24 protein-coding genes and 1 pseudogene are annotated in these 24,442 nt (G+C 69.1%); 14 read left to right on the top strand and 11 right to left on the bottom strand.

The features are described from left to right. Positions 1–45: 45 nt before the first annotated feature. The 6 genes from ABD466_RS11585 (at position 46) to ABD466_RS11610 (ending at position 3,678) form a co-directional block, all read left to right on the top strand. Positions 46–1,521: an aldehyde dehydrogenase family protein gene (locus ABD466_RS11585; protein ID WP_344656982.1), complete on the top strand. Its 1,476-nt coding sequence runs from the start codon at positions 46–48 to the stop codon at positions 1,519–1,521. A gap of 84 nt (positions 1,522–1,605) precedes the next feature. Then, entirely contained in the window at positions 1,606–1,788 is a 183-nt protein-coding gene (locus tag ABD466_RS11590) for a putative antibiotic biosynthesis monooxygenase (RefSeq protein ID WP_344656983.1), read from the top strand. Between the two features lie 49 nt (positions 1,789–1,837). Continuing rightward, a complete protein-coding gene (locus ABD466_RS11595) occupies positions 1,838–2,413 on the top strand; it encodes an RBBP9/YdeN family alpha/beta hydrolase (RefSeq protein WP_344656984.1) in 576 nt (191 codons plus the stop codon). Positions 2,414–2,461: 48 nt separating this feature from the next. Further along, a complete protein-coding gene (locus tag ABD466_RS11600) occupies positions 2,462–2,746 on the top strand; it encodes a hypothetical protein (RefSeq protein WP_344656985.1) in 285 nt (94 codons plus the stop codon). 130 nt (positions 2,747–2,876) lie between these two features. Beyond that, positions 2,877–3,188, top strand: a complete 312-nt coding sequence (locus ABD466_RS11605; RefSeq protein ID WP_344656986.1) for a putative quinol monooxygenase — start codon at positions 2,877–2,879, stop codon at positions 3,186–3,188. Positions 3,189–3,222: 34 nt separating this feature from the next. Further along, positions 3,223–3,678, top strand: a complete 456-nt coding sequence (locus tag ABD466_RS11610) for a hypothetical protein (protein ID WP_344656987.1) — start codon at positions 3,223–3,225, stop codon at positions 3,676–3,678. A gap of 95 nt (positions 3,679–3,773) precedes the next feature. Here the strand turns inward: ABD466_RS11610 and ABD466_RS11615 are convergent, their stop codons facing one another. Beyond that, positions 3,774–7,790, bottom strand: a complete 4,017-nt coding sequence (locus ABD466_RS11615; protein ID WP_344656988.1) for a Pls/PosA family non-ribosomal peptide synthetase — start codon at positions 7,788–7,790, stop codon at positions 3,774–3,776. A 913-nt stretch (positions 7,791–8,703) separates the two neighbouring features. Beyond that, positions 8,704–8,865: a hypothetical protein gene (locus ABD466_RS11620; RefSeq protein ID WP_344656989.1), complete on the bottom strand. Its 162-nt coding sequence runs from the start codon at positions 8,863–8,865 to the stop codon at positions 8,704–8,706. On the opposite strand from ABD466_RS11620, the gene ABD466_RS11625 reads away from it, so the two are divergent. The 4 genes from ABD466_RS11625 to ABD466_RS11640 all read left to right on the top strand — a co-directional run bounded on the left by ABD466_RS11625 (position 8,837) and on the right by ABD466_RS11640 (position 11,391). Continuing rightward, on the top strand, positions 8,837–9,607 hold the full coding sequence (locus ABD466_RS11625) for a hypothetical protein (protein ID WP_344656990.1): 771 nt from the start codon (positions 8,837–8,839) through the stop codon (positions 9,605–9,607). The two genes, ABD466_RS11620 and ABD466_RS11625, sit on opposite strands and share 29 nt — an antisense overlap. A gap of 190 nt (positions 9,608–9,797) precedes the next feature. Further along, entirely contained in the window at positions 9,798–10,232 is a 435-nt protein-coding gene (locus ABD466_RS11630; protein WP_425558629.1) for a LuxR C-terminal-related transcriptional regulator, read from the top strand. 298 nt (positions 10,233–10,530) lie between these two features. Next, on the top strand, positions 10,531–10,857 hold the full coding sequence (locus ABD466_RS11635; protein ID WP_344656991.1) for a hypothetical protein: 327 nt from the start codon (positions 10,531–10,533) through the stop codon (positions 10,855–10,857). Positions 10,858–11,073: 216 nt separating this feature from the next. Further along, complete coding sequence (locus ABD466_RS11640) at positions 11,074–11,391, top strand: zinc-binding dehydrogenase (RefSeq protein ID WP_344656992.1); 318 nt, start codon at positions 11,074–11,076, stop codon at positions 11,389–11,391. Positions 11,392–11,472: 81 nt separating this feature from the next. Here the strand turns inward: ABD466_RS11640 and ABD466_RS11645 are convergent, their stop codons facing one another. The 7 genes from ABD466_RS11645 to ABD466_RS11675 all read right to left on the bottom strand — a co-directional run bounded on the left by ABD466_RS11645 (position 11,473) and on the right by ABD466_RS11675 (position 19,928). Further along, entirely contained in the window at positions 11,473–12,090 is a 618-nt protein-coding gene (locus tag ABD466_RS11645; protein WP_344656993.1) for a response regulator transcription factor, read from the bottom strand. 192 nt (positions 12,091–12,282) lie between these two features. Continuing rightward, a complete protein-coding gene (locus ABD466_RS11650) occupies positions 12,283–14,160 on the bottom strand; it encodes a sensor histidine kinase (RefSeq protein WP_344656994.1) in 1,878 nt (625 codons plus the stop codon). Between the two features lie 99 nt (positions 14,161–14,259). Next, the gene (locus ABD466_RS11655; RefSeq protein WP_344656995.1) at positions 14,260–14,787 is read right to left on the bottom strand and encodes a SigE family RNA polymerase sigma factor; all 528 of its coding nucleotides are present in this window, start codon (positions 14,785–14,787) and stop codon (positions 14,260–14,262) included. 9 nt (positions 14,788–14,796) lie between these two features. After that, positions 14,797–15,573: an SDR family NAD(P)-dependent oxidoreductase gene (locus ABD466_RS11660; protein ID WP_344656996.1), complete on the bottom strand. Its 777-nt coding sequence runs from the start codon at positions 15,571–15,573 to the stop codon at positions 14,797–14,799. Positions 15,574–16,058: 485 nt separating this feature from the next. Further along, positions 16,059–17,972, bottom strand: a complete 1,914-nt coding sequence (locus tag ABD466_RS11665) for a sensor histidine kinase (RefSeq protein WP_344656997.1) — start codon at positions 17,970–17,972, stop codon at positions 16,059–16,061. 101 nt (positions 17,973–18,073) lie between these two features. Further along, positions 18,074–19,399, bottom strand: a complete 1,326-nt coding sequence (locus ABD466_RS11670) for an MFS transporter (RefSeq protein ID WP_344656998.1) — start codon at positions 19,397–19,399, stop codon at positions 18,074–18,076. A gap of 196 nt (positions 19,400–19,595) precedes the next feature. Next, entirely contained in the window at positions 19,596–19,928 is a 333-nt protein-coding gene (locus ABD466_RS11675) for a hypothetical protein (protein WP_344656999.1), read from the bottom strand. A 265-nt stretch (positions 19,929–20,193) separates the two neighbouring features. Here ABD466_RS11675 and ABD466_RS11680 point away from each other — a divergent pair, with 265 nt between their 5' ends. Next, entirely contained in the window at positions 20,194–20,961 is a 768-nt protein-coding gene (locus ABD466_RS11680; RefSeq protein ID WP_344657000.1) for an SDR family oxidoreductase, read from the top strand. A gap of 57 nt (positions 20,962–21,018) precedes the next feature. On the opposite strand, the gene ABD466_RS11685 is transcribed toward ABD466_RS11680, so the two are convergent. Continuing rightward, entirely contained in the window at positions 21,019–21,708 is a 690-nt protein-coding gene (locus ABD466_RS11685) for a helix-turn-helix domain-containing protein (RefSeq protein WP_344657001.1), read from the bottom strand. Positions 21,709–21,792: 84 nt separating this feature from the next. Further along, a complete protein-coding gene (locus ABD466_RS11690; protein ID WP_344657022.1) occupies positions 21,793–22,632 on the bottom strand; it encodes a LysR family transcriptional regulator in 840 nt (279 codons plus the stop codon). 162 nt (positions 22,633–22,794) lie between these two features. Here ABD466_RS11690 and ABD466_RS11695 point away from each other — a divergent pair. The 3 genes and pseudogenes from ABD466_RS11695 to ABD466_RS11705 all read left to right on the top strand — a co-directional run. After that, positions 22,795–22,936 (top strand): annotated as a pseudogene (locus ABD466_RS11695) (dehydrogenase); the annotation flags it as partial. Between the two features lie 54 nt (positions 22,937–22,990). Continuing rightward, the gene (locus ABD466_RS11700) at positions 22,991–23,728 is read left to right on the top strand and encodes an alpha/beta fold hydrolase (RefSeq protein WP_344657002.1); all 738 of its coding nucleotides are present in this window, start codon (positions 22,991–22,993) and stop codon (positions 23,726–23,728) included. 82 nt (positions 23,729–23,810) lie between these two features. Beyond that, on the top strand, positions 23,811–24,077 hold the full coding sequence (locus ABD466_RS11705; RefSeq protein WP_344657003.1) for a hypothetical protein: 267 nt from the start codon (positions 23,811–23,813) through the stop codon (positions 24,075–24,077). Positions 24,078–24,442: the final 365 nt, after the last annotated feature.

Genomic DNA, 24,442 nt, shown 5'->3' on the forward strand with positions numbered 1-24,442 from the left:
TGCTCTTGAATGCTCCTTTACCGGCCATTCCCTAGGAACACTTTGATGAGCATAAGACCTCTGCCGATTCAGCGGGGCTTGCTGATCGGCGGGACCGAGACACCTGCCACATCAGGCCGCGTCACCGAGGATGTGAATCCTTTCACCGGACAGGTGACAGCCGTGGTAGCGGCGGCCGACGCCGCCGACGTCGGTCGAGCGGTGACCGCGGCGCAGGCGGCGTTACCGGAATGGGCCGCGACCGATCCGGCTCGGCGGCGTGCCGTGCTGCTGCGCGCTGCGGAGCTCTTGGCAGATCACGCTGAGCAGTTCACAGACATTCTGCGTGCGGAGACCGGCGGCACGGTTGCCTGGGCTCGTTTCAACCTGGCCGGGGCGGCGAGGCTGATGCGTCAGGCCGTTGCGGTCGCGGCCGGCTTCGACGCCGACGCCGCCGAGAACCGCTCGGATCTCCTTCACGAGCCCGCCGGGGTGGTGGCTGCGATCGTTCCCTGGAACGCACCCTTGGTCCTGTGCGCCCGCGCCGTCACCGTCGCGCTCGCGGTCGGGAACACCGTGGTGATCAGGCCCAGCGAGGACGCGCCGATCAGCTCGGGGCTGTTCCTGGCCGACGTGCTGGCCGAGGCCGGGATACCCGCGGGTGTGGTGAACGTCGTCACCAACGACCGCCGGGACGCCGCCGACGTCGTCGCGGCGCTGGTCGCCAATCCGCGGGTGCGGCGGGTCGGCTTCACCGGGTCCACAGCCGTCGGCCGCATCGTCGGCCGGCTGGCCGGCGACGCGCTGACCCCGGTGGCTCTGGAACTCGGCGGCAAGAACCCGATCATCGTGCTCGACGACGCGGACGTGGAGATGGCTGTCGCGCAGATCCTGTTCACCCGCTTCATGAACGCCGGGCAGATCTGCCTGAGCGTGGACCGGATCATCGTGCACCGGGCCGTCGCCGACGCCTTCACCACCCGTTTCGTCCACCACGCCGTGGCCCTCGCGCATGGGGATCCCGCCGACCCGGACACCGCGGTCGGCCCGCTGATCAACCAGCGCGCGGTCGAACGGGTGCGCGCACTGGTGGATGACGCCGTCGAGCGCGGTGCCCGCGTCCTGACCGGCGGCGGTGAGGCCGCGCGCGGGGTCTACCGGCCGACCGTCATCGACGGGATCACCGCTGCGATGCGGATCCACCACGAGGAAGTCTTCGGTCCGGTCGCCTGCCTGTATGTGGTCGATGACGACGACGCGGCGGTGGCCCTGGCCAACGACACCGACTACGGGCTCACCGGCGCGGTCTTCTCGGGCGATCCGGTCCGGGCCGCGGCGGTGGCCGGACGGCTGCGCCACGGCACCGTCCGCATCAACCATCACACGGTCGACGAGGATCCCTCCGCACCGGTTTCGGCGTACCGGGACAGCGGTTTCGGCAGCCACTGGGACCCGCTGTTCTTCACCCAAAGCCGCCTGGTCGAGCGATCCGAGACGCCTCCGTGGCTTCCCCCATGGCCCGGCGCCACGGCTCATGCTTAGGCCACGGCGAAACCATTGAAACCCGACTGCTCCGCTCCCGGCGCATCGACGCCGCCTGGACACCCCGTGCCCTGGAAACAGTGGGTGTTGACCGTATGCGGCATCTACCCGGTGATCACCGTCCTGGCCCTGGCCACCGGCCCGCTGCTGCGCAGTCTGCCGGTACCGCTGCGGCTCGCCATCCTGATCCCCGTCGCGGTCGCCGCGATGGTCTGGTTGGTCATGCCCCGCCTGACACGGCGCTTCGGGGCCTGGCTGGTCCGCTGATCCGCCCTCTTCCACCCGACGTTCTCACCAAGTCACCACGGAGACTGCCATGAGCAAGATCGTGATCGCCCACGCCGTCGAGATGCGTCCGGACGACATCTGGTACCCCTACCTGCGCGACGAGCTGACCGCCCGCGGCCACCACGTCGAGATCCCGGCGCTGCCGGACCCGTTCAAGCCGGAGGCCGGACCGTGGCTGGAGGCGCTGCGGGCGGCGGCCGGGGACGGTGAGGCCACCGTCCTGGTGGGCCACAGCCTCGGCGCCGTGGACGTCCTGCGCCTCCTCCAGCAGCATCAGGGCACGCCGTTCCGCGGAGTCCTGCTGGTCGCCGGGATGGTTCACGAGGTGGGATACGAAGCGCTCGACCACTTCTTCGAGCCCCGCTTCGACTGGCCCGCGATCCGTGCGGCCGCGCACGGGTTCCGCACTCTAGTCGCCGCCGACGACCCGGTGCTGGTCCCCAGCCCCTTCGAACACGCCGCCACACTCGTCAGCCAGCTCGGGGCCATCGCTCGCATCGAAGCGACCGGAGGGCACTACCCGATCTGGTCGCCCGAGATCCCGGCCGTGCTGCCCGCGTTGCCACAGGCCCTCGATCTCGTACTCGAGCTCCTCAGCGCCTGACCGCCCGGCACATCAGCAAGACCGCACAATCAGCGAGAAGAGAGAGACATGACGACCTTTCCCACAAGCCCTTTGGGCACGACCGGAATGCAGCTGACCCGGATCGGTTTCGAGGCTTGGGCGGTCGGCGGCGCCGACTGGCGCTACACCTGGGGTGCCCAGGACGACGGCGAGTCCATCGCCACCATCCGCGCGGCCGTCGAGTCCGGGGGCGATCGCCTGGCCGCCCGGCTCCGGCTGACGCACGCCGACCTCGCAGAGGTCGAAGACGCTCTCACGGCGACCGGCGCGGGCACCGGCCCGGTCCGGCCGGGCCGGCCGGTCGGGTCCTGACGGTGGTCACGCGGTGCATAGGCACAGCCCGGCACTGCCTCTGACTCCCCGACGCGGGCACATTGGTGATCACCGGGAAACCACCCTCGGCAACCCGCACTCACCGCATCAACCACTTTGGAGAAAACCCATGTACCACATCGCAGTCAGCTTCGACGTTCCCGCCGAGCACCACGAGGCCTTCATCGCCGCGGCGTTGGAGGACGGCCGCAACTCCGCGGCCGACGAGCCCGGGACCCGGCGCTTCGAACTGATCCGGGACGAGGAAGACCCCGACCGGTTCTACCTGAACGAGGCCTACGACGACCCGGAGGCGTTCCAGGCCCACGTCGACGGCAAGCACTTCGCCCGCTTCTTCGAGATCATCTCGCCCTTCGCCGTCGGCCCTACCTGGCTCATCAAAGGCACGACGATCGAGGACCCGCTGGCTGCCCGGGCATAGGCCCGGCCGTACTACCGGAAGGACCGGCACGAACATGAAGACACGGCCGCGCCGCGCGGTAGTGGCGATGCTCGCCACCGCCACCGCGATCACCGGCTTGACGATCGGCACGGCAGGCAGCGCCTCGGCGTTCACCAGCTCCGACACTCGCCTCTACCGCGGCGACACGATGTGGGGCTGGGGCAACCAGTACCTGTGGGGGATGTCGGACAACAGCGACTACCGGCTGGTCATGCAGTCCGACGGCAACCTGGTGGAGTACAAGACGGACATCGTCGGCGCGAACCAGGTGGTGTGCTGGTCCACGGGCACCTGGTGGGCCGGGGCGGCCCACGCCACGTACCAGAGCGACGGGAACTTCGTGGTCTACCGCGATTCCGGCGGCGTCCTGTGGGCCAGCAACACCATGGGCGGCGGCGGCTCGTACGTCAACATCAACTCTCAGGGCGTCATCTGGGTGGGCAACACGCCGATCAGCGGCAAGTGCTGAGCTGACGAGCCGGTTTATCAGTACTGAGAGTCCGGGTTCTGCCGACGTCGGCACGGTACCGGCTATCCGATGCCGTGCCTACGTCGGGCGAAGCCTCACCGATCGTCCGAATCCCAATGCGCGACGGGATTGCCCTGCCACCGTGTCCCTGCCAGCAACCGGTCGCCGCGCATCACCAGCGAATACGGCCCGGCGACCGAGGCGGCGTCCAACCGCGTGCCCGGCAAGGCGATCGCATGCGGCCCCAACGTCGCACCACGCCCCAGGGTCACTGTGTCCATCCGCATCAGCCGGTCCTGGAACAGGTGCGTCTGCAGCACCACGCCGCGGTTCACCGTCGCGCCGTCGCCGAGCGTCACCAGGTCGGTCTCCGGCAGCCAGTGGCTCTCACACCACACGCCCCGGCCGATCCGCGCCCCCAGGCTGCGCATCCACATGTTCATGAACGGCGTCCCGATCAACGACGCCCCGAGCCAGGGCATCGCCAGTTCCTCGACGAACGTGTCGTACAACTCGTTGCGCCACACGAACGAGCTCCACAACGGCCGCTGCCCGACCCTGAACCGGCCCACGAGCAGCCACTTGGCCATCGTCGTGAGCAGGCACGCCGTCACCCCGATCGCCAGCAGCAGCCCCATCGCCATCGGCAGCGCGCCGTAGAGCCCGAACTTGTCATACGCCGTCTGCACGCCTATCAGCGCGACGTCGCCGAGAAGCACCGTCAGGAACACCGGCAGCCACCGGAACAGCTCCACCAGAGCCCGCCCCGCCACCAGCCGGACCGGCGGGTCGTACGTCCGCGCCGTGGACTCACCGCCATCCACCTGCCGCTGCACGGTGAACGCCGGCCGTCCCAGCCACGAGTCGCCCGGCGAAGTCCGCGGCGGGGTGTCGGAGTGCACGCCGATCAGCGACTCGTCCGCGACCTTCCGGAACGGCCCGACCATCCCGGAGTTCCCGACGAAGGCGCGCCTGCCGACATGCGCCGGCCCGAGCCGCAGCCAGCCGCCGCGGATCTCGAACGGCGCGATCAACGTGTCGTCGGCGAGGAACGCGTGGTCGTCGACGGTCATCAGGCTCGGCAGTGTCAGCACGGTCGAGGCCTCGACGCGCCGCCCGACCCGCGCTCCCAGCATCCGCAGCCAAAGCGGCGTGGCCAGGCTCGCGTACAGCGGGAACAGCGTCACGCGCGTCGTCGCCATCAGGTGATGTACGACCCACACGTTCCAGGCGACCCGGCCGCGCGCCGCGTACACCCCGGGCACGATCGCGCGGGAGAGCACCCGCACGACTGAAGCGACCAGCAGCATGTAGCAGAGCACGCTGATCACCGTGAAAGGCACCGAGGAGACCAATATCAGCCTCGCGAGGCTGCCGGGCTCGGGGTTCCGGCCCCGCCACAGATAGAGCAGCACCAGCGCGGGCATCGCCGACAGCAGCGGCAGCAGCTGCATCGCCGGAACCGTGATCATGTACGCCAGGGTCCAGAACCCCGACTTGCGGTACTGCCGGGGCGGCCACTTGAACGTCGGCGCGCTCTCGTCCCGCCGCGCCGGCGTGCCGTGCCAGCGTTCCCCCTCGGGAACCGCGCCGGCCACACAGCTGCCCGCGGCGACCTCCGCACCGGCCCCGATGTCCGCGCCGGGCATCAGCATGGACCGGGTGCCGACCGAGGCGCCGGGCCCCACCCGGACCCCGCCGACGTGCAGCAGGTCGCCCTCGATCCACCAGCCCGCGCAGTCCACCTCGGGCTCCAGGACCGCGCCGTCGCCGAACGCCGCCATACCGGTCACCGGTGGCAGCGAGTGCAACTGGACGTCCTGCCCGACCCGGCAGCCCAGCAGCCGGCCGTAGTGCGACGCCATCGGGGTGCCGGCCGTCGCGGCCAGGCTGAACGTCGCGACCAGCCGCTCGGCCGTCCACAGGCGCAGGTGGGTCCAGCCGCCGCGCGGATAAGACCCGGGCTGCAGATTGAAGGTGAACAGGCGCGCGCCGACCCCGCTGATCACCACTCGGGCCGGCGCGCTCGACAACGCCAGCCAGCCGCCGACGATGACCCACCACGAAGCGTGCGGGGCCCATTTCACCGGACCGAGGATGTCGTCCAGCGCCGCTATCCCGAGCACCCAGGGCAGGGCCCTGACGACGAACAGGACCGCCAGCACGACCCCCTGATACAGCCCGGCGGTTCCCGGCGTCAGATGGACCCGGCGGTGCCGGACCCGCGGCTTGCCGCCTTGCGCGCCGGCCTGTCCGGAGGCGTCCAGGAAGCGCGCCAGCTCCGGCAGCTTCGGATGCTGGTAGAGGTCCTTGACGGTGAACCCCGGGTACCGGCCTCGCATCTCGCCGACCAGGCGCGCGGCCGTCAGGCTGCTGCCGCCGAGGGCGAAGAAGTCGCCGTCGGCCTCGACCGGGACGCCCAGCAGCCGCTGCCACTGCTCGGCGATCCAGCCGGCGGTGCCGCCCAGGTTCGCCGCCGATCCGGCGGCGTCCGCCTCCAGGCCGGGCAGCGGCCAGGGCAGGGCTTCGCGATCGACCTTTCCGGAGGTGCGGGTCGGCAGGTCGCCGACCAGTGCCAGCACCGGGACCAGGGCCGGGGGGAGGCGCTGCAGCAGCAGCACGCGCGCGGCGTTCCTATCGAAACCCGCCGCCGGGCCGCCGGGCGCCAGTCCGCCCTCTGCCGGGTCGCCGCCATCCGCCGCGCGCTGATGGGGGATCGCGCCGTGCTGCGACACGGTGCCGTCGATGACGAGATAGCCGACCAGCACCTGGCCGCCGGCCGGGCTGTCCTTGACGGCCGCGGCGGCGGCCCGCACCCCGGGCAGCGCCCGCAACGCGGCGTCCACCTCGCCGAGCTCGATCCGCCGGCCGCCGATCTTCACCTGCTCGTCGGCGCGGCCGACGAAGATGAGACCCTCACGCTCGGCACGCACCAGGTCACCGGTCCGGTATACGCGCGGGCTCTGCAGCGCCGGATGCGGTGCGAACTTCTCGGCGTCCTTGGCGGGATCCAGGTAGCGCGCGGTGCCGACGCCGCTGATCAGCAGCTCACCGGTCTCGCCCCACGGCACCGGCCGGCCCTGCGCGTCCACGACGGCCAGCTCCCAGCCGTCCAGCGGGGTCCCGATCCGTACCGGGGATCCGGCGCGCATCAGCGAGGCGCACGCGACGACCGTGGCCTCGGTGGGGCCGTAGGTGTTCCAGAACTCCCGCTCCGGTACCGCCAACCGCTCGACCAGCTCCGGCGGACAGGATTCGCCGCCGACGATCAGCAGCCGGACCCGGTCCAGCGCCGCGGCCGGCCACAGCGCGACCAGCGTGGGCACCGTGGAGACCACGGTGATGCCGCGCTCGACCAGCCACGGCCCCAGGTCGGTGCCCGCCTTCACCAGCGAGCGCGGGGCCGGGACCAGGCAGGCGCCGTGCCGCCAGGCCAGCCACATCTCCTCGCAGGAGGCGTCGAAGGCGACCGACAGGCCGGCCAGGACCCGGTCCCCGGGGCCCAGCGGCCGGTCGCGCACGAACAGCCGGGCCTCGGCGTCGACGAAGGCGGCGGCCGAGCGGTGTGTCACCGCGACGCCCTTGGGCCGCCCGGTGGTGCCGGAGGTGAAGATCACCCAGGCGTCGTCGGTTCCCGCCGGCGGTCCCACCCGGCCACCCGGCGCCCCGGGGCCGGGCCGGATCGAGCGGCCCCCGCCGATCACCGCGCAGACCGCGGCGTCCTGCCAGATCATCTCCGCGCGCTCGTCGGGGTCGTCCACGTCCACCGGCACGTAAGCGGCGCCGGCGACCAGGACACCCAGGATCGCCACGTACAGGTCGGTCGTGCCTGACGGCACGCGGACGCCGACCTTGTCGCCGGGGCCGACGCCGCCGGCGCGCAGCGTGCCGGCCAGCGCCTCGACCGCCCCGCGCAGCTCGCGGTAGGTGAGCACCGTCCCGGCGGCCTCCAGGGCGGGTGCTTCGGGGTACTGGCGCGTCGTCGTGTCGAGGACGTCGACCAGGGTCCGCACGGGCGCGGCGGCTGCGACCGGCCAGATCGCGTGCTCGAGGGAGCCGGGCAGGATACGCCCGAGGGGCAGGGTGGTGGCCGTGTCCTGAGTGGTGTGCATGCAGTTTTTCTCGAGTCGTCGAAAGCCGTTCAGTTCCGTCAGGCCCGGCAGCCTCCGGTGGCGTCGCGACCGGCCATGCCGTCGCAATTATTGACGAAGCTTAGGTAAGAATCACGTTAAGTGCTCGCGGGGCAGCGATTACGGGAGGCCGAACCATTGGAGCACGCTTTCGTCGAAAAGCACCATGCCGCTGATCCGGCTTCCGCCGATGGTGAGAACGATCACACCGGTCCCGTTTCGGACGCTGCTCTCGGATCTCACATGGAGCCCCGAGCGCGGGCTGGCCGTTGGCCCGCGTCGGCACGACGGTCTCTCCCCGCGTGCCGAGCCAGACCAGGCTCATGCCCGTCACGCCCACGGTCTCCGGGCTGTGCCGCCACGGGTCGGCGTCGCGCAGTTCCGGGATCGCTCCGACGCCGGAGCCGGCGGCGGTGAGCCCGGTCGCGCGCCGACCCAGGGGCACGATGTCGGCGAGCCGGCCCGCTGATTCACATTTGAAGGGGTGCCCCCGGAAGGATTCGAACCTGCGACCGTCGGATCAGAAGCCGGGATGCATCAGGGCTCTCAGCCTGTGCCGGAACGTTCGTCCCCGGGCCGTTCCCGTCGTCGTAGCAGAAGGGCCCGCCCGAACAGACGAGTCACGTTCCCCACTTGTCATGCCCTCCTCTTGACAGGAAGCTAAGATCCAGCGCATGCGGCCACGAGCCCTTGCGGCCATAGTCTTCATCATCTTGGCCTTGCCCCTGTTCACGACGGGGTGCGCAGGCAGCGCGCGTACCGGCGCGCCATCGGGTCGGCAGGCGCACCCCAGGACGCCGAGCGGTCCCGACATCTTTTCGGTCGCCGGCGGCGGCATCGGCAACAAGGTTCCGGCCGGAACCCGGGTAAACAGCAACAACATCTCGGTCGTCGCCTACGGCACCGGGGCGCGGAGCCCGCAGCGGGTGATGCCGTCGACCTCGCCGACCCCCGCGCCGCCGAGTCCGCCGACCTCCATCACGGTCTTCGCGGACAGTACCGCGCGCGACGGCGGGTGGCGGCTGCGGTTGTCCGCAGCGCTCGGCCGCCAACTCACTCCCGGCACCTACGCGAACGCGGCGGCCGAGCCGGCCACCGCTGTCCCGACGGTTGACATCTACGGCGGTGGGCAGAGCTGTACGGTCCGGACCGGGTCGTTCACCATCATCGAGGACGACGTGGACGCCACGGGCAACCTACTCGACCTCAACCTCACGTTCGACATCAAGTGTCAGGTAAACCCGGTCGAAGACCCCTCACTCGTCGGCTACGTCCGCTATCACGCGAGCGAGGCGACTCCGATCCCGGCCATCCCGACGCCGCCCACGACGTCCACGCCGCCGTCTGCGACCGAGCCCATCAAGCTCGCGGTCCGGGCCCCCGACGGGTGGCCGCCCGCGCCGCACAAGCCCGTTGACCTCGAAGTGAAGGACATCATGCTCACCGGCACGCTCAGCGCCGTTCACATCACAGCCGCAGACTTGCAGATCGCCATCACTTCGATACCCGGAAACACCCTGCGGACCGGGCTTTACACCGATACGACCCGACACAGCTCGGCATCCGGCGTCGGCGGCGGCGCCGGGCTCGACATCTCCGTCGATGGGACAGATTGCACAGTGCAGGACGGCAGGATGACCATTTACGAACTCCACGCCGACGCGGCCGGGAACGTCGACCGCTTCAGCGCGAACTTCAGCCAGATGGAGTGCGACAAGTGGATCTCCAAGCCCGGCATGCACCTTGTCGGCTTCGTTCGGTACCACGCCAGCAGTCCGACGCCGCTGCCGTGGCAGTGACCGCGGCCTGAGCCGGCTGGCGCAGCGACAACCCGGGTCACTCCTCGCCGGGTGGGATTGGTGGTCGCCGTGACGACGTTCGACCTGGACGAGTACGTCCACGCGGCCCCGCGGCACGGGGCGTCTCCTGCTCAAGCGTTCGGGTCCGACGCTGTTGATCGAGGCCGTCCGTGCGGCCATGGCCTGCGACATGGTGATCAGCCCACAGGCCACGGTGCGACGGCTGCGGCGGTTCGCGAGCGCGGGGCACAGCCCCCGTCCGGAAGCCGCTGTGTCGCTCACCGAGCGTGAGTCGGAGATCGTGCGTCTCCTCGCCGAGGACGCAACGAACGTGGAGATCGGCGCGGAGTCGTTCATCTCACCGGGCACGGTGAAGAAGCACGTGGGAGAGCATCCAGCAGCAGGTCGGGGCCAGGAACCGGGTTGGGATCGGAACATGGGCGTTCCGGAACCGGGTGTGCGCATCGGTCGACGACTCTGGTGGATAGATGAGCAAGGCTGGCGGAGAAGGCCGTCGGCACCCGCGCCGCCGAGGAGGGCTTCGCCGCTCCGCGGCCAGCCGTGCAAGCCGGCTGTTCCACGTCGCGCCGGAGGCGGCTCCCGCAATCGGCTAGGCCTCCGATAGCTGCGATCTTCGATGGCTGCTCCTCCCGCAGTGGCGATAACGGCGCATGGGTGGTGTTCGGGTGGGCACAGCGTGCGAAATGCACACCGGAATCCATGGTTGGCGCACTTCAGGTGCCATGAGACCACTGGAATGATCGTTCAGGCTTACGCGAGATTCAGGCAAGGCAAGCTGTACCTCGCCAAGCGAGTGTGGGTCCGATGACGTCTGTGAGGAAGTGCCCCGCTTCGGCACGCCAGGGCGAGCCACGCTGCTGGAAGGATCCTGTTCCCGCGTCATTCATTGAGGAGAGTTCGCCATGGTTGAATCGTTTCCCGCAGCAGCAGTGGTCCGCATCTCACGCGGAACTTTCGATCCCGCCCGGTTCGCGGAAGTACGTGAAGTGACGGCCGCAACCAGTGAGTATCTGATCCCGGCCATCAAGGAACTGCCCGGCCTGATCGCGTACCACGCTGGCACCTCGGCCGACGGTTCCGTGGTCCACGTGAGTCTTTGGAAGTCCGACAAACACGCTGAGCAGATGGGCCGGCTCAAGGAGATGATCGTCGATACCCGGCAGGCCTATGTCAAGGCGGGCGTCACCTTCACTCCCATCGTCAACTACCCGATCGACTGGACCATCTGACCTGATCCGGGACACGGTGTTCGACGTGGCCGGGGCTTTTGCGGTGCTTGTATCCACTGGACCTGACCCTGAGCCCGGACGGCTTCGCCGCAGTCGACGCGCCTGCGTGCGCCGCTCAGCTCATAACGGTGATCATGGTCACCTCCTCTGTGCCGCTGGAGCACGCGGCCGCTATTCCGGTCGCGGGACTCACCATGTGGCAGGCGGTGTCCGAGCATGTACGGATTCGAGGTCGTGCGCTGCCAGGGCACGGATGAGATCGTCGACTACACCGTGACGCCGATTGAGCAAGCTCTGTCCGAGCCCGTGGACGCGGTGCTCAACTTGGTGCCCGTCCAGAGTCCAGAGCAGGCAGCGAAGTCGGCCGCGCTGGTCCGGCCGGGCGGCAAGGTGGTCTCCATAGCTGGCGCGGTCCCGGTCGATGAAGCGTCCGGCACCACTACCGTCTACTTCGGTGTCCGTACCGAGCTCGCGGAGATTCATCGGCGCGGTGATGTCGGACAGCTGCGAGGTGAGGAGCTCATTGTCCCCTGAGTATCCTCAGCGTGCCGAGCCGGGCATCGGGTGGAGCCGAGACGGCAGGGCTATGCGTTCGGCACAGTCTTGCCGCACAGGTCAGAGCCAGCCCTGTTCAGTAGCGATGCGGACGGCGTCGATCCGGTTCCGGGCGTTGAGCTTGGCGACCGCCGCGGTCAGGTGGTTGCGTGCGGTCCCGTACGTGATGAACAGCTTCGTCGCGATCTCAGCGGGTCCGGCACCGGTCGCCGCCAGGCGCAGGACCTCGGTCTCGCGCTGGGTCAGCGGGCTGAGCGTGGCCTCCACCGCGGCCACGGCCAGTTCCGGCGGCAGCACCCGGCCGCCGGCGGCGACGGTCCGGACGGCGTCGGCCAACTGCGTCGCGCCGACATCCTTGGGGAGGAAACCCGCGACTCCGGCGCGCAGCGCCTTGCGGACCATCCCCGGTCCGGACAGCGCGGTCAGGATCAGCACACGGCATCGTGGCAACTGTTCGCGCAGCACCGCCGCGACGTCGATGCCATCAGATCCGGGCATCGCGACGTCGACCACCGCCACGTCCGGGCGGTGCTGCTGGGCGCGGGCCAGCGCACTGGGCCCGTCGGCGGCTTCAGCCACCACTACGATGCCCGGCTCCAGCGACAGCAACCCGACGATCGCTTCCCGCAGCAGCTGCATGTCTTCTGCGATCAGCACCCGGATCGGTTCCTCCGGCACCGTCTCCACCTTGTACTCCCGCTGTTCGCGCCGATCGGTTCCGCGACGGCGACACCAGCGGCGCCGACATTGATGATCCTTACACATCCGCGCCAACGGGATCGCCGCAGGCCAGTGCTGTTCGCTGACGGCTGACGGCTGACGGCTGACGGCTGACGGCTGACGGGGGACGGCTGACGGGGACGCGCCGGCTCAGGCGGCGGCCAGCGGGTCCGCACTCGACACGACGCCCGCGTCGAGGCCGAACTCGGCGATCAGCTCGTAGCGGCCGTGGGGCAGCGGTCGCGCGGCCAGCCGCCCCCCGGTGCGCTCGGCCATGCCGAGCAGACCCGAGCCGGCCTGCCGACCCGCAGCGTTCGCCGGAAGGTGAACACCATCGTTGACGACTCGTAGCCGGATCGCGTCGGGAGTGCGGACCACGGCGATGGAGCACGTACGGGCTCTGCTGTGCCTGACAACGTTCGTCACGGCCTCGCGGAGCACGCCGGCGAGGGCGTTGCCGGTCTCCGAGGCCGTGCCGAGGTCGTCGACCGAAATCGTCACATGGGTTCCGGACCAGGTGAGCATGGCTTGCGCGGTGGCCAATTCCTCGTCGAGCCGCAGCGCGATCCGACGGTGGTCGACCAGCACGCCCAGTTCGGCCCGCGCGCGTCGCGCGAGTCCGGCGAGCTCGGCAAGGTGCCGGTCGGCGGTATCGCTGCCGACGGCGAGCAGCCGCAGGCATAGGTCCGCCTTGAGTGCGATCGCCGACAGGCTGAACGACAAGACGTCGTGCAGGTCCCGAGCAACCTGTGTCCGTTCCCGGACGATCGCGTCACGGACGAGGTCCGCTCGGGTCCTGTGTTGGAGCTTCACCAACTCGGCCAAGCGGAGCAGGCTGTAGGTGGCCCAGGAGTGCCCGGCGAAGAAGACGAGGTTCCCCACCAGCTGCGGCATGCCGTGGACTTGGCCGGTCCATAGAAAAGCGATCAGCGTCGCCACCGTGAATGACACGGTCGCCAGCACCGCGACGATCCACGAGTATGGGCGCTGCATCCGGACCAGGGCGACCCCGGCGAAGAAGGGCAGGAAAACAATGCTCCTCCCGACCTCCCCAACCGTGGGCCCGAACAGGAACAGCGGGATCACGAGCATCGACGCGGCCGAAGCCATGCGGCGAGAAGATAGCTGCTCCGCCAGAAGCAGGACACCGACGCCCGTTGTCCAAACGCCGACTGCGGCCGCGGCCCAGGGGCGGTGGAAGTCGTCCAGATCGGCGACGAAGCAGTACTGGACTTCGAGTGCATAGAGGATGATCAGCGTCATACGTGCCAAGAAGGGCGACGAGATCGTCGTCTCCGGCGGGGCCGCGCGCCGGTGACCGCCGGCCGTACTCCGAATCGTCGCCAAGACCTGGCGGGCGTGCTCGGCGGCCGCCGCGATCCGAGCGGACCTGGCATCCGACGGTTCGAAGAGGTCACCGGCGTCCGGGCTGAGCAGATCACAGAGATCTTGCAGTCTCGAGCCGACAGCAGCCCGCAAACCCTCGTCGAGCCGCCGCCGCTCCGCGGCCAAGTGCTCACGAGTCACTTCACTTCGTGTGGCGTGTAAACGGGCGATCGCGACAGCCAGAGCGTCGACTCCGAATATCACAAGCGCCAGGCTCGCGGACCCGGCCGCGACGTTCATCGCGGCGCCGAGGTCCAGCCCGGCGCCGATCCCCGCGGCGAAGGTGCCCGCGATCACCACTGTGAAGGAACACCAAGCCGCCGCGCTGCGAAAAGCGATCAGCGCGCAGACCGCCAGCGGCGTCAGGAGAATCCAACGCCACCCGAGGATGGGAAACGGCACCAGACAACCGAGCGCCACCGCACTGACCAGCACCGCACGCCGTGCACCATGGCGCGGCCCGGCAAGCAGGAGGAGTAAGGGGATGAAGGGAAGCGTCGTGGCGTAGGCCGCGGAAGCCGGCAGCCGTAATTGCCAGACCAACACCGTCTGGACGGCGACGGTCAGAAGGATCTTGCCCCACAGCATGCCGCGGACGAAGCCCAGCCGCAGGTCTCCGGTGTCGTCGCGCGCGTCCTCCACCGCCCCATCCCGCCTTCCGCCGTACGGCGCGATCAACGGTAACAGAGCCTGAAGTCCGGTGGCGGTCAGCGGCCGAGGCCGGGCGCCGCCACCGGCCGGTCAGCGCGTGTTCTCGTCGCGGAGCAGTTCGGCCAGCGACCGGCGGCCTCGGACCAGCCTGGCCTTCACGCTGCTGACCGGTGTCGACGACACGGTGGCCACCTGCTTGACCGACATGCCCTGCCCGTGGTGCAGGAGGATCGCCTCGCGCTGGGACGCCGGGATCGCGCGCATCGCCGAGACGATGAGCACGTGGTCGATCGCCGGTTCGGGAACATCGGCCGGCATGCCGTGACGGCGATGGGCCCGGGTCTGGGCGGCGTCCTTGCGCCACCACGTCACCCAGGTCCGGAACAGGACCGTCCGCACCCACGCCTCGGGGCTGCGGTGTCCACGGATACCGGACCAGTGCTGCCAGGCCTTGGCGAAGACTTCCTGGACGAGTTCCTCGGCGTTGCAGTGGTTGCCGGTCAGCGAGGCGGCGTACCGCATGATGCGAGGTTGGCAGTCGTTATAGAAGGCTTCGAATTCTCGGTGCGCTTCTGCCAGTCCGTTGTCGGGCGTACCAGCCGGAGTGTGTATGGTCACGACCGTGCCTTAGCCCATGCGGGGGCCGAGCAGCATGCCGCCGCTGGCGTCGAGGGTCTGCCCGGTGATCCATCCGGAGTCATCGGAGGCGAGGAACGCCACGACGGCGGCGATGTCCTCAGGCCGGCCCATGCGATCCATGGCGCTCAGTCCGGCCAGGTTGGCCTTGACCTCCGGCATGCTCGCGAGAAACGCCATCATGTCGGTCTCGGTGGGCCCGGGGCGTACGGCGTTGACGGTGATCCGGCGCCGCCCCAGGTGCTGCGCCAGCGTCCGGGTCATGGCCTCGACGGCTGCTTTGGCCATGGTGTAGTCGATGACCATCGGCATGGCCACCCGGACATTCGAGGAGGACACGTTGATGATGCGTCCGCCGTCGGCCATGTGCGGCAGGAGTTTCTGCGTGAGGAAGAAGGGGGCCACCGCGTTGACCTCGAAGACTTCGAGGAATCCCTCCGGAGTGACCACCTCGATCGGCCCGCGGCCCGTGGTTCCGGCGTTGTTGACCAGGATGTTCAGCGGTCGCCCGGCTAGTTCCGCGGTGAGCGCCGCGACCAGGTCGTCCACCGCTGCGGTGCCGGCCTCACGCCCGAACCGCGCCCGGATCCCGAACGCCTGCCCGCCGAGCGTCTTGATCGAGTCGACGGTGGCCTCGGCGGCGTCCTCGTCGGCGCCGTAGTGCACGGCGACCAATGCTCCGGCGGCCGCCAGCCGGATGGCTACGGCGCGGCCTATGCCCCGGGACGCGCCGGTCACCAGGGCGGTCTCTCCAGTCAGATCAGTCATCAAGGTCGTTCCTCGTCCGGGCCGATGTAGAGCCCCGAGCCGCTGACATCGTCAGGGCGGGGAGTGATCACGAGGATGCCGTCGGGGCCGCACGCGGTGAAGTGCGAGGATCTTGGATCTGAGCGTGCATTTCGCATGGGCTCGCGAGGGAGCCTCATCATGTCTCATACCAAGCGCAGCCTATGCAGAACGCACGGTGCTATTCGTGACTTCGGCATTGCTCGAAGTTCTTAGCGAAACGTAGGCGAACTGACCAACGGCGATCTGCCTCCGGTGGGCGGACACCCCGCCCGGTCGCTGAAGGTCACCGTCGACGGCGAGGACATCTGGTCCGTCCAGGTCTCGTGGGACAGCCAGGACAGCGGGGCCGGGTGCTACACGGTGACCATCTCGAAGCGCCAGGGTGCGTTGGGCCAGGAGGAGGCGCTGCGGCTGTCGTCGGCGTTCGCCGACAAGGTGCTGCCGACGCTTCCCGGGACGGCCCGTCAGGCGGCTGTCCGAGCACAGACCTTCGCGGTGCACGCGCCTGAGGTCTTCGTGAATTCCGCCGCGAGTTCGAAACGGCCCCCGGCCAGCCGTCGGGCGATCAGGCGTCCGTCGGCGCGCTCGGCCATGCCGAGCAGGCCGGATCCCGGGGCCGCCGACGGATCCGAGGCGGCCGTCGGCCCCGATGCCATGTCCTCGGCGACGCCGTCGTTGACGACGCGCAAGTGCACCGTGCCGGGCGTGTCCAGGAGCGTGATCGAGCAGGTGCGGGCGTGGCTGTGCTTGATGACGTTGGTGACGGCCTCGCGGAGAACGGCGGCAAGAGCGCTGTCCAGCCCGGCTGCGCAGTGGGGGCTTTCGATGACCGTCTTGACGTCCACACCGGCATTACGCAGCACTGTTCTGGCGTTCGCGAGCTCTTCGGTGAAACGGAGCGGGACCTCGTGTTTCACCAGCGCTTCCAGCTCGCCGAGGGCGGTGGCGGCCAGCGGCGGGAGCTCCGCCAACTGTTGTTTCGCGGCCGCGGGGTCGACGGAGAGGAGCCTGGCGCACAATTCGGCCTTCAGGACGATGGCCGAGACGGTGAAGGACAGCACGTCATGCAGATCGCGGGCGATCCGTGTCCGCTCAGCCAGCACAGTCGCGGCCACCAGATCCGCGCGTGCCTGGTGCAGAAGTCGGAACAATTCGGATAGCCGCGCAAGGCTGTAGGTGGCCCATATGACCATGAAGCCGAGGGTGACGTCTTCGATGAGCGATGGGATGCTGCGATGGAGAAGAGCGGGCCACGGCGCGGTGTACCAGAGGACGACGAACAGTCCGTACGCCGTCGTGACTATCGGGATCCGATACCGGGCGCGCACCTGGTCGAGTAGTACTCCGATGTAGAACGGCAGGAGAACGAGCAGCGGCGCCGTCGCCGCCGATCGGAAGGCGATCGCGGACGGCGGGAGGACGAGAAGTCCGAGCCGGAGGGTGCGTCGGCGCGACGGTGGGGTCAGCAGCAGGACCGATCCGACGGCACAGGTCACCAAGGCCGTCGGAATGAGCAACCACGGGTGGAGATGCTCGACGTGCACGTTGTTGAGCGTGGGCGGCACCATGCTCAGGAACAGGCCGGCTAAGGCGTACCGGGCCACCGCCGGCGACTCGACGGCGGGCGGTGCGGCCGGGCGAACGCGGTAGGCGCCCGCCGTCCCGCGGATCTCAGCGCTGATGCGGCGGCCCGTGGCAGCTGCCGCCTCAAGATGGCCCGCCTGTTCCCGGGGATCGGCCCCGAGCACCGCAGCAGCCAGCTCTACTTCGAGTCCGCGGAGTCCGTCGCCCACAGATCTCCGGAGTTCGGAGTCAGCGCGGAGCCGCTCCTCTCGTGCCTTGAGGAGTGCCAGCTCGCCGCGGGTCGTGTGCAGGCGGGTCGCCATCGTCGCCATGGAGTGGGTGCCGAAGACCGCGATGCCGATGGACGCCGGCATGAAGACCGCCCAGATCGCGTTCGACAAGGGGTCCGGGAATCGGGTGAACGGAACGTCGAACGTCACGATGACCGCGGCGGTTCCGCCGATCACCAGACCGAACAGCGACCACGCCGTCCGTCCTCGAAACACGCACAGCGCCGCGACTGCCAGCGGCCACGGCGCCCAGTCCCAGTCCGTCCCGAACAGCGCGAAGGGAAACATCCAGGCGAGCAGCAAAGCGGCCAGTCCGAATGGCCGCGGTCGGCGCGCCGGATCAGCCAGCAGGAGCACGAGCGGCAGCACCGGCAGCATCTCGGCGATCATGACGGGCCAGGTGAAGTGCCTGACCCAGGCGGTCGAGATCCAGTGCATCATCGCACTCGCCAGCGTGAGCCACATCGTGGCCCGCACCGCCCCGAGCCGGAGATCCCCGGTGTCATCGCGTACCGGCTCAGCCATGATCCACCCTTGTGCTGCGGTCGATGTCCGCAAGCAAGATACATGGCAGAGTCGGCGCTGTAACGGCGCGGTTGCCGCATCGGATCAGGTCAGAAGGTGTCTCAGGGTGCCGCCGCAGCGGTGGGTCTGAGCGTCGGCGGGACCGTGCCCGGGCAGGGCGGCAGATCGTGGTGCCCGCACAGCTGCGCGTTCCGGGCTCGCTGGGCCGCGATGCGGTGGCGGCTGCGCAGGGTGGCGGCGACGGCGAGAGCGGTCAGTACCATGACACCGATCCCGTAGCCGTACGCCGTGGGGAAAAGACCGACGTGGGTGATGGCGATCCCGGCGATGACCGCGGGCAGGCTCAAGCCGAGGTACGCGACGATGTAGATCGCCGTTACGACCTCCGCGCGGGATCGTGTGGGTGTCAGACCCGTCAGGGTCCTGAGCGCCCCGGCGAACGACGGGCCGAATCCCGTACCGGCCACCGCCGAGGCGACGAAGAATGTCACGATCTCTCGCTGGTGCACGGCGAGGATGGCCAGCCCCATGCCGGCGAGGAGTGCGTAGGACCCCCGAAAGAAGCTCTGCTCGGGAGTCCATCCGCGGACGAGGACCGCAGTGGCGGCAGCGGCTCCGTTGACAGTCAGGATCACCAGCGCGCCGACCAGGTGGTTCGCGTGAGGGTCGAGCGCTGCGACGATCGACGGGCCCAGAGACAGGTAGAGCCCGCCGAGCGCCCAGGTGGCGACGATGCACGGGACCAAAGCGGCGAACGAGCCGCGGACGGCAGGCGGTACCGAGACCTTGGGCGGCAGAGAGGCGCGCCACGCGCTGTCCCTGACCACCGTCTCCGGCAGCACGCAGATGATGAGGAAGACGGCGAGGAAGACGACGATCAGGATCTGGAAGACGAGCTTGGTCGGGGACGGCGCGAACTGCACCAGTAAGCCGGTGACCAGGGCGCCGAGCGCTGATCCGCCGGCCGACGCGCTGTTCGTCATCAGCGGGGCGAGCTGGGAGCCGGGCTCCTGCACATCCAGCATCATCGCGCTGATCGCCCCGGCGGCGGCGCCGACGGCGATTCCCTGCAGAGCGCGCGCGGCGAACAGCCAGGCGACGCCGTCGGCCCGGTCGAACGCGACCATCGCGACCAGTTCGACCGCCACGGCGGCCAACAGCACCGGCCGACGGCCGATGTGGTCAGAGAGCGAACCGACGAACAGCAGAGTGATCAGCAGCGACAGCGCGCTGGACGCGAACACAGCCGTCAGGACGATCGGTGAGAACTTCCATGAATGCTGATACAGCCCGTACAGCGGCGAAGGCGCGGCGTTGGCGAAGTTCAGGAAGCACAGCATCGCGGCCAGTGCCCAGAACGCGTACCTGTTCGGCAGGAACTTGTTTCGTGTCGGTGCGATGGGCCCGACTGTCGTTTCAATGCCCATGGTCTCTAATAGGTCCAGTCGGCGGGGAAGTGCGCAGTAGGCAAGAAGGGTATTTCGGTGGCTTCAGTATCGCTTCGCGCGATCACGGTCGATCGGCTCGGGGTCCCCGGCGAGGACGAGCTACGGGATGGCTCGGGCCGGCTCGAGCCATCCCAAGCCATCCCAAGCCGGAGAGACCCTGAATCCAACGGGCCAGTCAGATGGTCCAGTCGATGGGGTAGTTGATGATGGGCCGCACGAAGGTGGCGCCGGCCTTCTCGGCTGCTTGCCGGGCGTCGACGACCATCGCCGTGAGCGTGTCCAACTGCTTCGCGTGTTCTTCGGAGTCCCAAATGCTGACGTTGACCACCGAGCCTTCGGGAGACACGCCTGCGTAGAAGCTGATCAGGCCGGGCAACTCCTTGACGGCCGGGATCAGGAAGTCGCTGGTCGTCAGGCTCATCTCCCGGACGTCCGGGAACTGGGCATGGTCGAAGACAGCCTGCGATATGCGGATGACTGCGGTGGCTGGGAGCTGTTCGGTAGCCACAGGACATTCTCCTCGGTTCGTGGAACGGTGCCAGGGCTCGTCCGTTCGAGTTTCACGGCGGCGAGCTCGCCCAGCTTGCTACCGATCACGATCGGATAGCAGTGTCCTGGGAACGAATTCAGCTATGCAATCTGCATGCATGAATCATTCACAGGACACTTCGAACCCGCCCTCTCGGCGATGAGGCTGGGAGCACGATCGTCAGCAGCGGTCACGCGGTGATGAACCCTGCCCGCTTCATGCGCATTACAGGAGATCGAAGAACATGCCCTACTCTCAGCTAGCCGGACGCACCGCTGTCGTGACGGGTGCCGCGAGCGGTATGGGCGCCGCGACCGCCCGCCTGCTGGCGGCCTCCGGCGCGCGTGTCGCGCTGCTGGCCCGGCGCGCCGACCGCATCGAATCCCTCGCCGAGGCCATCACATCGACCGGCGGACAGGCTGTGGCGGTCCGGGTCGACGTCACCGATCAGGCCTCGATCACCGCGGCCGCCAACCGGGTCCACGCCGGGTTCGGCCGTGCCGACCTGGTTGTCAACGCGGCCGGCGTCATGCTGCCCAACCCGATCGACGCAGGCCGGGCCGACGAGTGGCAGCGCATGATCGATACCAACCTCAGCGGTGCGCTGCGGGTCATCGCCGCCTTCACCGCGGACCTGATCGAGGCGGCGGCCGACGGCGGCACATCCGACCTGCTGAACATCTCCTCGATAGGCGCGCACGTGACCTTCCCGAACTATGCCGTCTACAGCGCCACCAAAGCTGCGTTGACCCACCTGTCCGCGTCGCTGCGCACCGAGTTCGGCCCGCGCGACGTCCGCGTCACCAACATCGAGCCCGGACTCACCGACACAGAGCTCGGCGATCACATCGACAACCCCACCCTCGGCCACGGCGGACAACTCGGTGAGTTCTTCAAGGCCATCGGACCGCTGAGCGCGGACGAGATCGCCGACGTCGTCGCGTATGCCGCCAGCCGCCCGCGGCACGTCAACCTCCGGCAGATCATCGTCCTGCCGACGCGCCAGGCCTGACGGCACGGTGGCGACGGTACCTGTGCGGAACGGCCCACCAGCCGTGCTTCATGCGCGTTACTGAGCTCGGCGGTTTGATAACGCCAGCGCGGTGGTGATCGCCGAAGGGGTGTCCAGGTTCACCGCGTAGCCGGCTACGGCCCGGGAGTGGTCGTCCTCGATCGCGGTCAGCCACGCACGTGCCGGCCGGCCCCTGTCGTCCAGGACCCACAGGTCCAGCTGGGTGTGGTCGGCCTGCCAGAACTCGTTCGGGGCCGCAGCCTCGCGCCGGTACACCAACTCGTACACCTCCCGGTACCGCTTCACTCCCTCGTGCGCCAAGAGCAGCAGCGCCGGATCGAGAGCGGAAACGATCTCATGGACCGTCCAGTATCCCGGCTCGGGCCAGCCATGCTGCGCCGCGACGCTGACCGCCCGCCGGTGGATCACCGTGACCCCGGGCCGGGGCTTGGACAGGGCCAGACCCTCGATGAACTCCACCAGCTCCGGCGGGATCTTCCGGCTGCCCTTGTCCGAGCGCTGCGCGCGGGCCAGACCCGGCAGTCCGCCGGCGCGCCAGGCGGCCAGCCACCGTTGCGCAGTCCGATACGGCGCCCCGGCTGCTGCCGCGGCCGCCCTTAGCGACACCCCGCCGTACAGGTGCGGGGCCAGCGTCCGATAGCGCTCCAGCACCACCTGCGACACCGCCTCGGGCGGCCGCAGAGCCGCGGCGCCGGATTCCGGTAACGGGGCGGGGGCGGAACTCATGCCTTCATCGTGTCTTCGACATTTGCAACGCGCCAGGCCCTAGAAGTGGATTTCTACCTGTTTCGGCACCCGAGCCGCCTCCTACTAGAGGCGTGTGGCGGTGCGGACGAGGTCGGCGACTGCTTTGGATCTGCTGTGTGGCGGCCAAGCGATGACGGTCGTGACAGCCGGTGCGTCCGGCACCGGCACCGTCGCATGATCGTCGCGCAGGTGGGCTCGGAGGGACTCGGGCACGACCGCGCAGGCCCGTCCGAGCGCGATCAGCTGGAACAGCTGGGTGTGGTCGCGCACCTGCGGGCCAGGTTCGTCCGGGTAGCCACCGTCCGGTCGGGGCCAGCGCGGCAGGGGCAGGTCCGTCAGGGCGCTGACCTCAGCCATCGACATATGGGGTCGGTTGGCCAAGGGGTGCCCCGCGGGCAGGACCACCACCTGCGGTTCGGTGTGCAGGTCCTCGGTGTCCAGTCCGGCCGTCGTGTCGAAGGGCCGCTGGAGCAGAGCAACGTCGGCGCGCCCGTCACGCAGCAGCCTTTCCTGCTCGCCGGGCCCGCACAGCATCACCTCGACGGCGACCGCGCCAGGCTCGGCGGCGTAGGCGTCCAGCAGCTTCGACAACAGTTCGCCGGCCGCTCCGGCTTTCGTGGCCAGCACCACACCGGGCCGGTCGGCAGCTGCGCGGCGGGTGCGGCGCTCGGCGGCTTCGACCGCGTCCAGTGCCGTCCGGGCCTCCCGCAGAAGCACCGACCCGGCGTCGGTCAAGGCGACTTCGCGAGCAGTGCGGTACAGCAGAACCACTCCGAGCCGCCGTTCGAGCTGCTGGATCGCCCGTGACAGCGGTGGTTGCGCCATGGCGAGCCGCTGCGCCGCCCGCCCGAAGTGCAACTCCTCCGCGACGGCGACGAAATAGCGCAGCTCCCGCGTCTCCACCGCGTCATCGTATCCGGCGCCGACCACGACCGATACCCGTGCGGTATCGCCGCCCACCCAGTCGGTCTTGGACGCCCCACCCGAGTCCGCACCAAGATCGATGGCGTGAGCAAACAGAAGATCGCGTTGGTGGCCGGTGCGAACAAAGGAATCTGATACGAGATCGCGGCGGGCCCGGGCGCCTTCGGCTGGCGAATCGGCGTGGGCGCGCGGGATCAACAGCGCCGCGACACCGCGGTGGACAAGCTGCGCGCAGCCGGCGCCGACGCGTTCGGCGTTCCGCTCGATGTGACAGACGACCATCCCATTCACACCAGTAGCGAAATTAATTCGGCTATTCACACTAAGGAGTCCAATCATGTCCGAACCCGTCCAGTCGACCGAGTCGGGCGCGCCCGTGGTCGTCCTGGTTCACGGAGCCTTTGCCGACGCCTCCGGGTTCACGGGGGTGATCCGCGAGCTGACGGGTGCCGGGCACCGCGTCGTCGCGGCGCCGAACCCCTTGCGGGGTCTGGCCGGTGACGCGGCCGTGGTCCGCGCGGTCGCCGGTGACATCCACGGCCCCGTCCTGCTGGTGGGGCACTCTTACGGCGGTGCCGTGATCACGCAGGCCTCCGCCGGCCTCGACAACGTGGCGGGTCTGGTCTACCTCGCCGCGTTCGGCCTCGACGAGAGCGAAAGCTGCGCCGACCTCATTGCCCCCTTCCCGCCCTCGATGCTGGCCGAGACCATACGGATGACCTCCTATGAGGCGCACGGCGCCGCGGGCGGCCCGGACATGTACATCGACGCAGACGGCTTCCACGAGTCGATGTGTGCCGACCTTCCCGCCGAGCTGGCCCTGGCCATGAGTCTCACCCAACGGCCGATGGCGGCAGCGGCATTCGGTGAGCAGGCCACGGGGGCCGGTTGGAAGTCCATCCCGTCCTGGTACCAGATCGCCCGGCACGACAACGCTCTCTCCCCTCAGGCGCAGCGCTTCATGGCTGAGCGGATGGGCGCGAGCACCGAGGAGGTCGACGGCTCCCATGTGGCCTTCATTGCCCAGCCGCGCCGCACGGCGGACCTCATCAAGGCGGCGCTGAGCAAGCTCTAAACCGGCCTCGCAGGACTGAAAGAGCCCGGCGCGGGACTCGCCCTAGGCGCCGGGCCCTCCACACGTCGGCGCGTTCGGTAATGTGATCGCCGCGCTACTGGAGTTGCTGAGCCCGCGCTACGACACCGTCACCGTGGTCAGGTCGCGGCACGGGGACATCGAACTGACCTTGCGCCGAGACCAGGCCGACGACCTCGGCCGGAGGCTGGACGTCCGGTCGCCGCTGTCGATGGGTCTCAAGGACGCCGGGGTCCACGTTTCGGGAGGCTCGGAGGTCAACGGCGTCAGCAACCTGCACCTGTCCGACCTCGCTGGGATCCGTCTGGTCGAACTGCTCGCCGCCCACTGACCTCGGGCTCTACGGGCGACGGCTACCTGTCTGGGAATCGACCGGTTTCCGGACAAGATCGAATCAGAGGGCTCCGGCGGTGCCCGTCGTCCAGAAAACCCGTCCGGAAATCTTCCGTGTCCGGGAACCCGTCGCAGGGTTTTTCAGACAGGATGGACGACATGGACATTGCTGCCGCCCCCGTGGATCTCCTCGCCCCCGTTCCACTGTCCGGCGCGCTGGTCGGCTACGGACACCGGAGATCAGCTGTCCCAACGATGACGCCAGATACCGCCGAGTAGACCGCGCCATTTTCTGATCCAAGTCACAGCCTGACGGCTCCGCCCGGTCCACGGCTGCGTCCGGGGGGGTGTCGCACACCCAGG

It is taken from the genome of Catenulispora subtropica (genome assembly GCF_039531675.1).
In the GTDB taxonomy this organism is placed as follows: domain Bacteria; phylum Actinomycetota; class Actinomycetes; order Streptomycetales; family Catenulisporaceae; genus Catenulispora; species Catenulispora subtropica.

Coding starts and splice junctions, on each gene's coding strand:
- ABD466_RS11700 (WP_344657002.1), top strand. CDS start 22,991: ATGTCCGAACCCGTCCAGTCGACCGAGTCGGGCGCGCCCGTGGTCGTC.
- ABD466_RS11585 (WP_344656982.1), top strand. CDS start 46: ATGAGCATAAGACCTCTGCCGATTCAGCGGGGCTTGCTGATCGGCGGG.
- ABD466_RS11660 (WP_344656996.1), bottom strand. CDS start 15,573: ATGACTGATCTGACTGGAGAGACCGCCCTGGTGACCGGCGCGTCCCGG.
- ABD466_RS11670 (WP_344656998.1), bottom strand. CDS start 19,399: ATGGGCATTGAAACGACAGTCGGGCCCATCGCACCGACACGAAACAAG.
- ABD466_RS11665 (WP_344656997.1), bottom strand. CDS start 17,972: ATGGCTGAGCCGGTACGCGATGACACCGGGGATCTCCGGCTCGGGGCG.
- ABD466_RS11635 (WP_344656991.1), top strand. CDS start 10,531: ATGGTTGAATCGTTTCCCGCAGCAGCAGTGGTCCGCATCTCACGCGGA.
- ABD466_RS11640 (WP_344656992.1), top strand. CDS start 11,074: ATGTACGGATTCGAGGTCGTGCGCTGCCAGGGCACGGATGAGATCGTC.
- ABD466_RS11615 (WP_344656988.1), bottom strand. CDS start 7,790: ATGCACACCACTCAGGACACGGCCACCACCCTGCCCCTCGGGCGTATC.
- ABD466_RS11610 (WP_344656987.1), top strand. CDS start 3,223: ATGAAGACACGGCCGCGCCGCGCGGTAGTGGCGATGCTCGCCACCGCC.
- ABD466_RS11680 (WP_344657000.1), top strand. CDS start 20,194: ATGCCCTACTCTCAGCTAGCCGGACGCACCGCTGTCGTGACGGGTGCC.
- ABD466_RS11630 (WP_425558629.1), top strand. CDS start 9,798: ATGGTGATCAGCCCACAGGCCACGGTGCGACGGCTGCGGCGGTTCGCG.
- ABD466_RS11600 (WP_344656985.1), top strand. CDS start 2,462: ATGACGACCTTTCCCACAAGCCCTTTGGGCACGACCGGAATGCAGCTG.
- ABD466_RS11685 (WP_344657001.1), bottom strand. CDS start 21,708: ATGAGTTCCGCCCCCGCCCCGTTACCGGAATCCGGCGCCGCGGCTCTG.
- ABD466_RS11605 (WP_344656986.1), top strand. CDS start 2,877: ATGTACCACATCGCAGTCAGCTTCGACGTTCCCGCCGAGCACCACGAG.
- ABD466_RS11595 (WP_344656984.1), top strand. CDS start 1,838: ATGAGCAAGATCGTGATCGCCCACGCCGTCGAGATGCGTCCGGACGAC.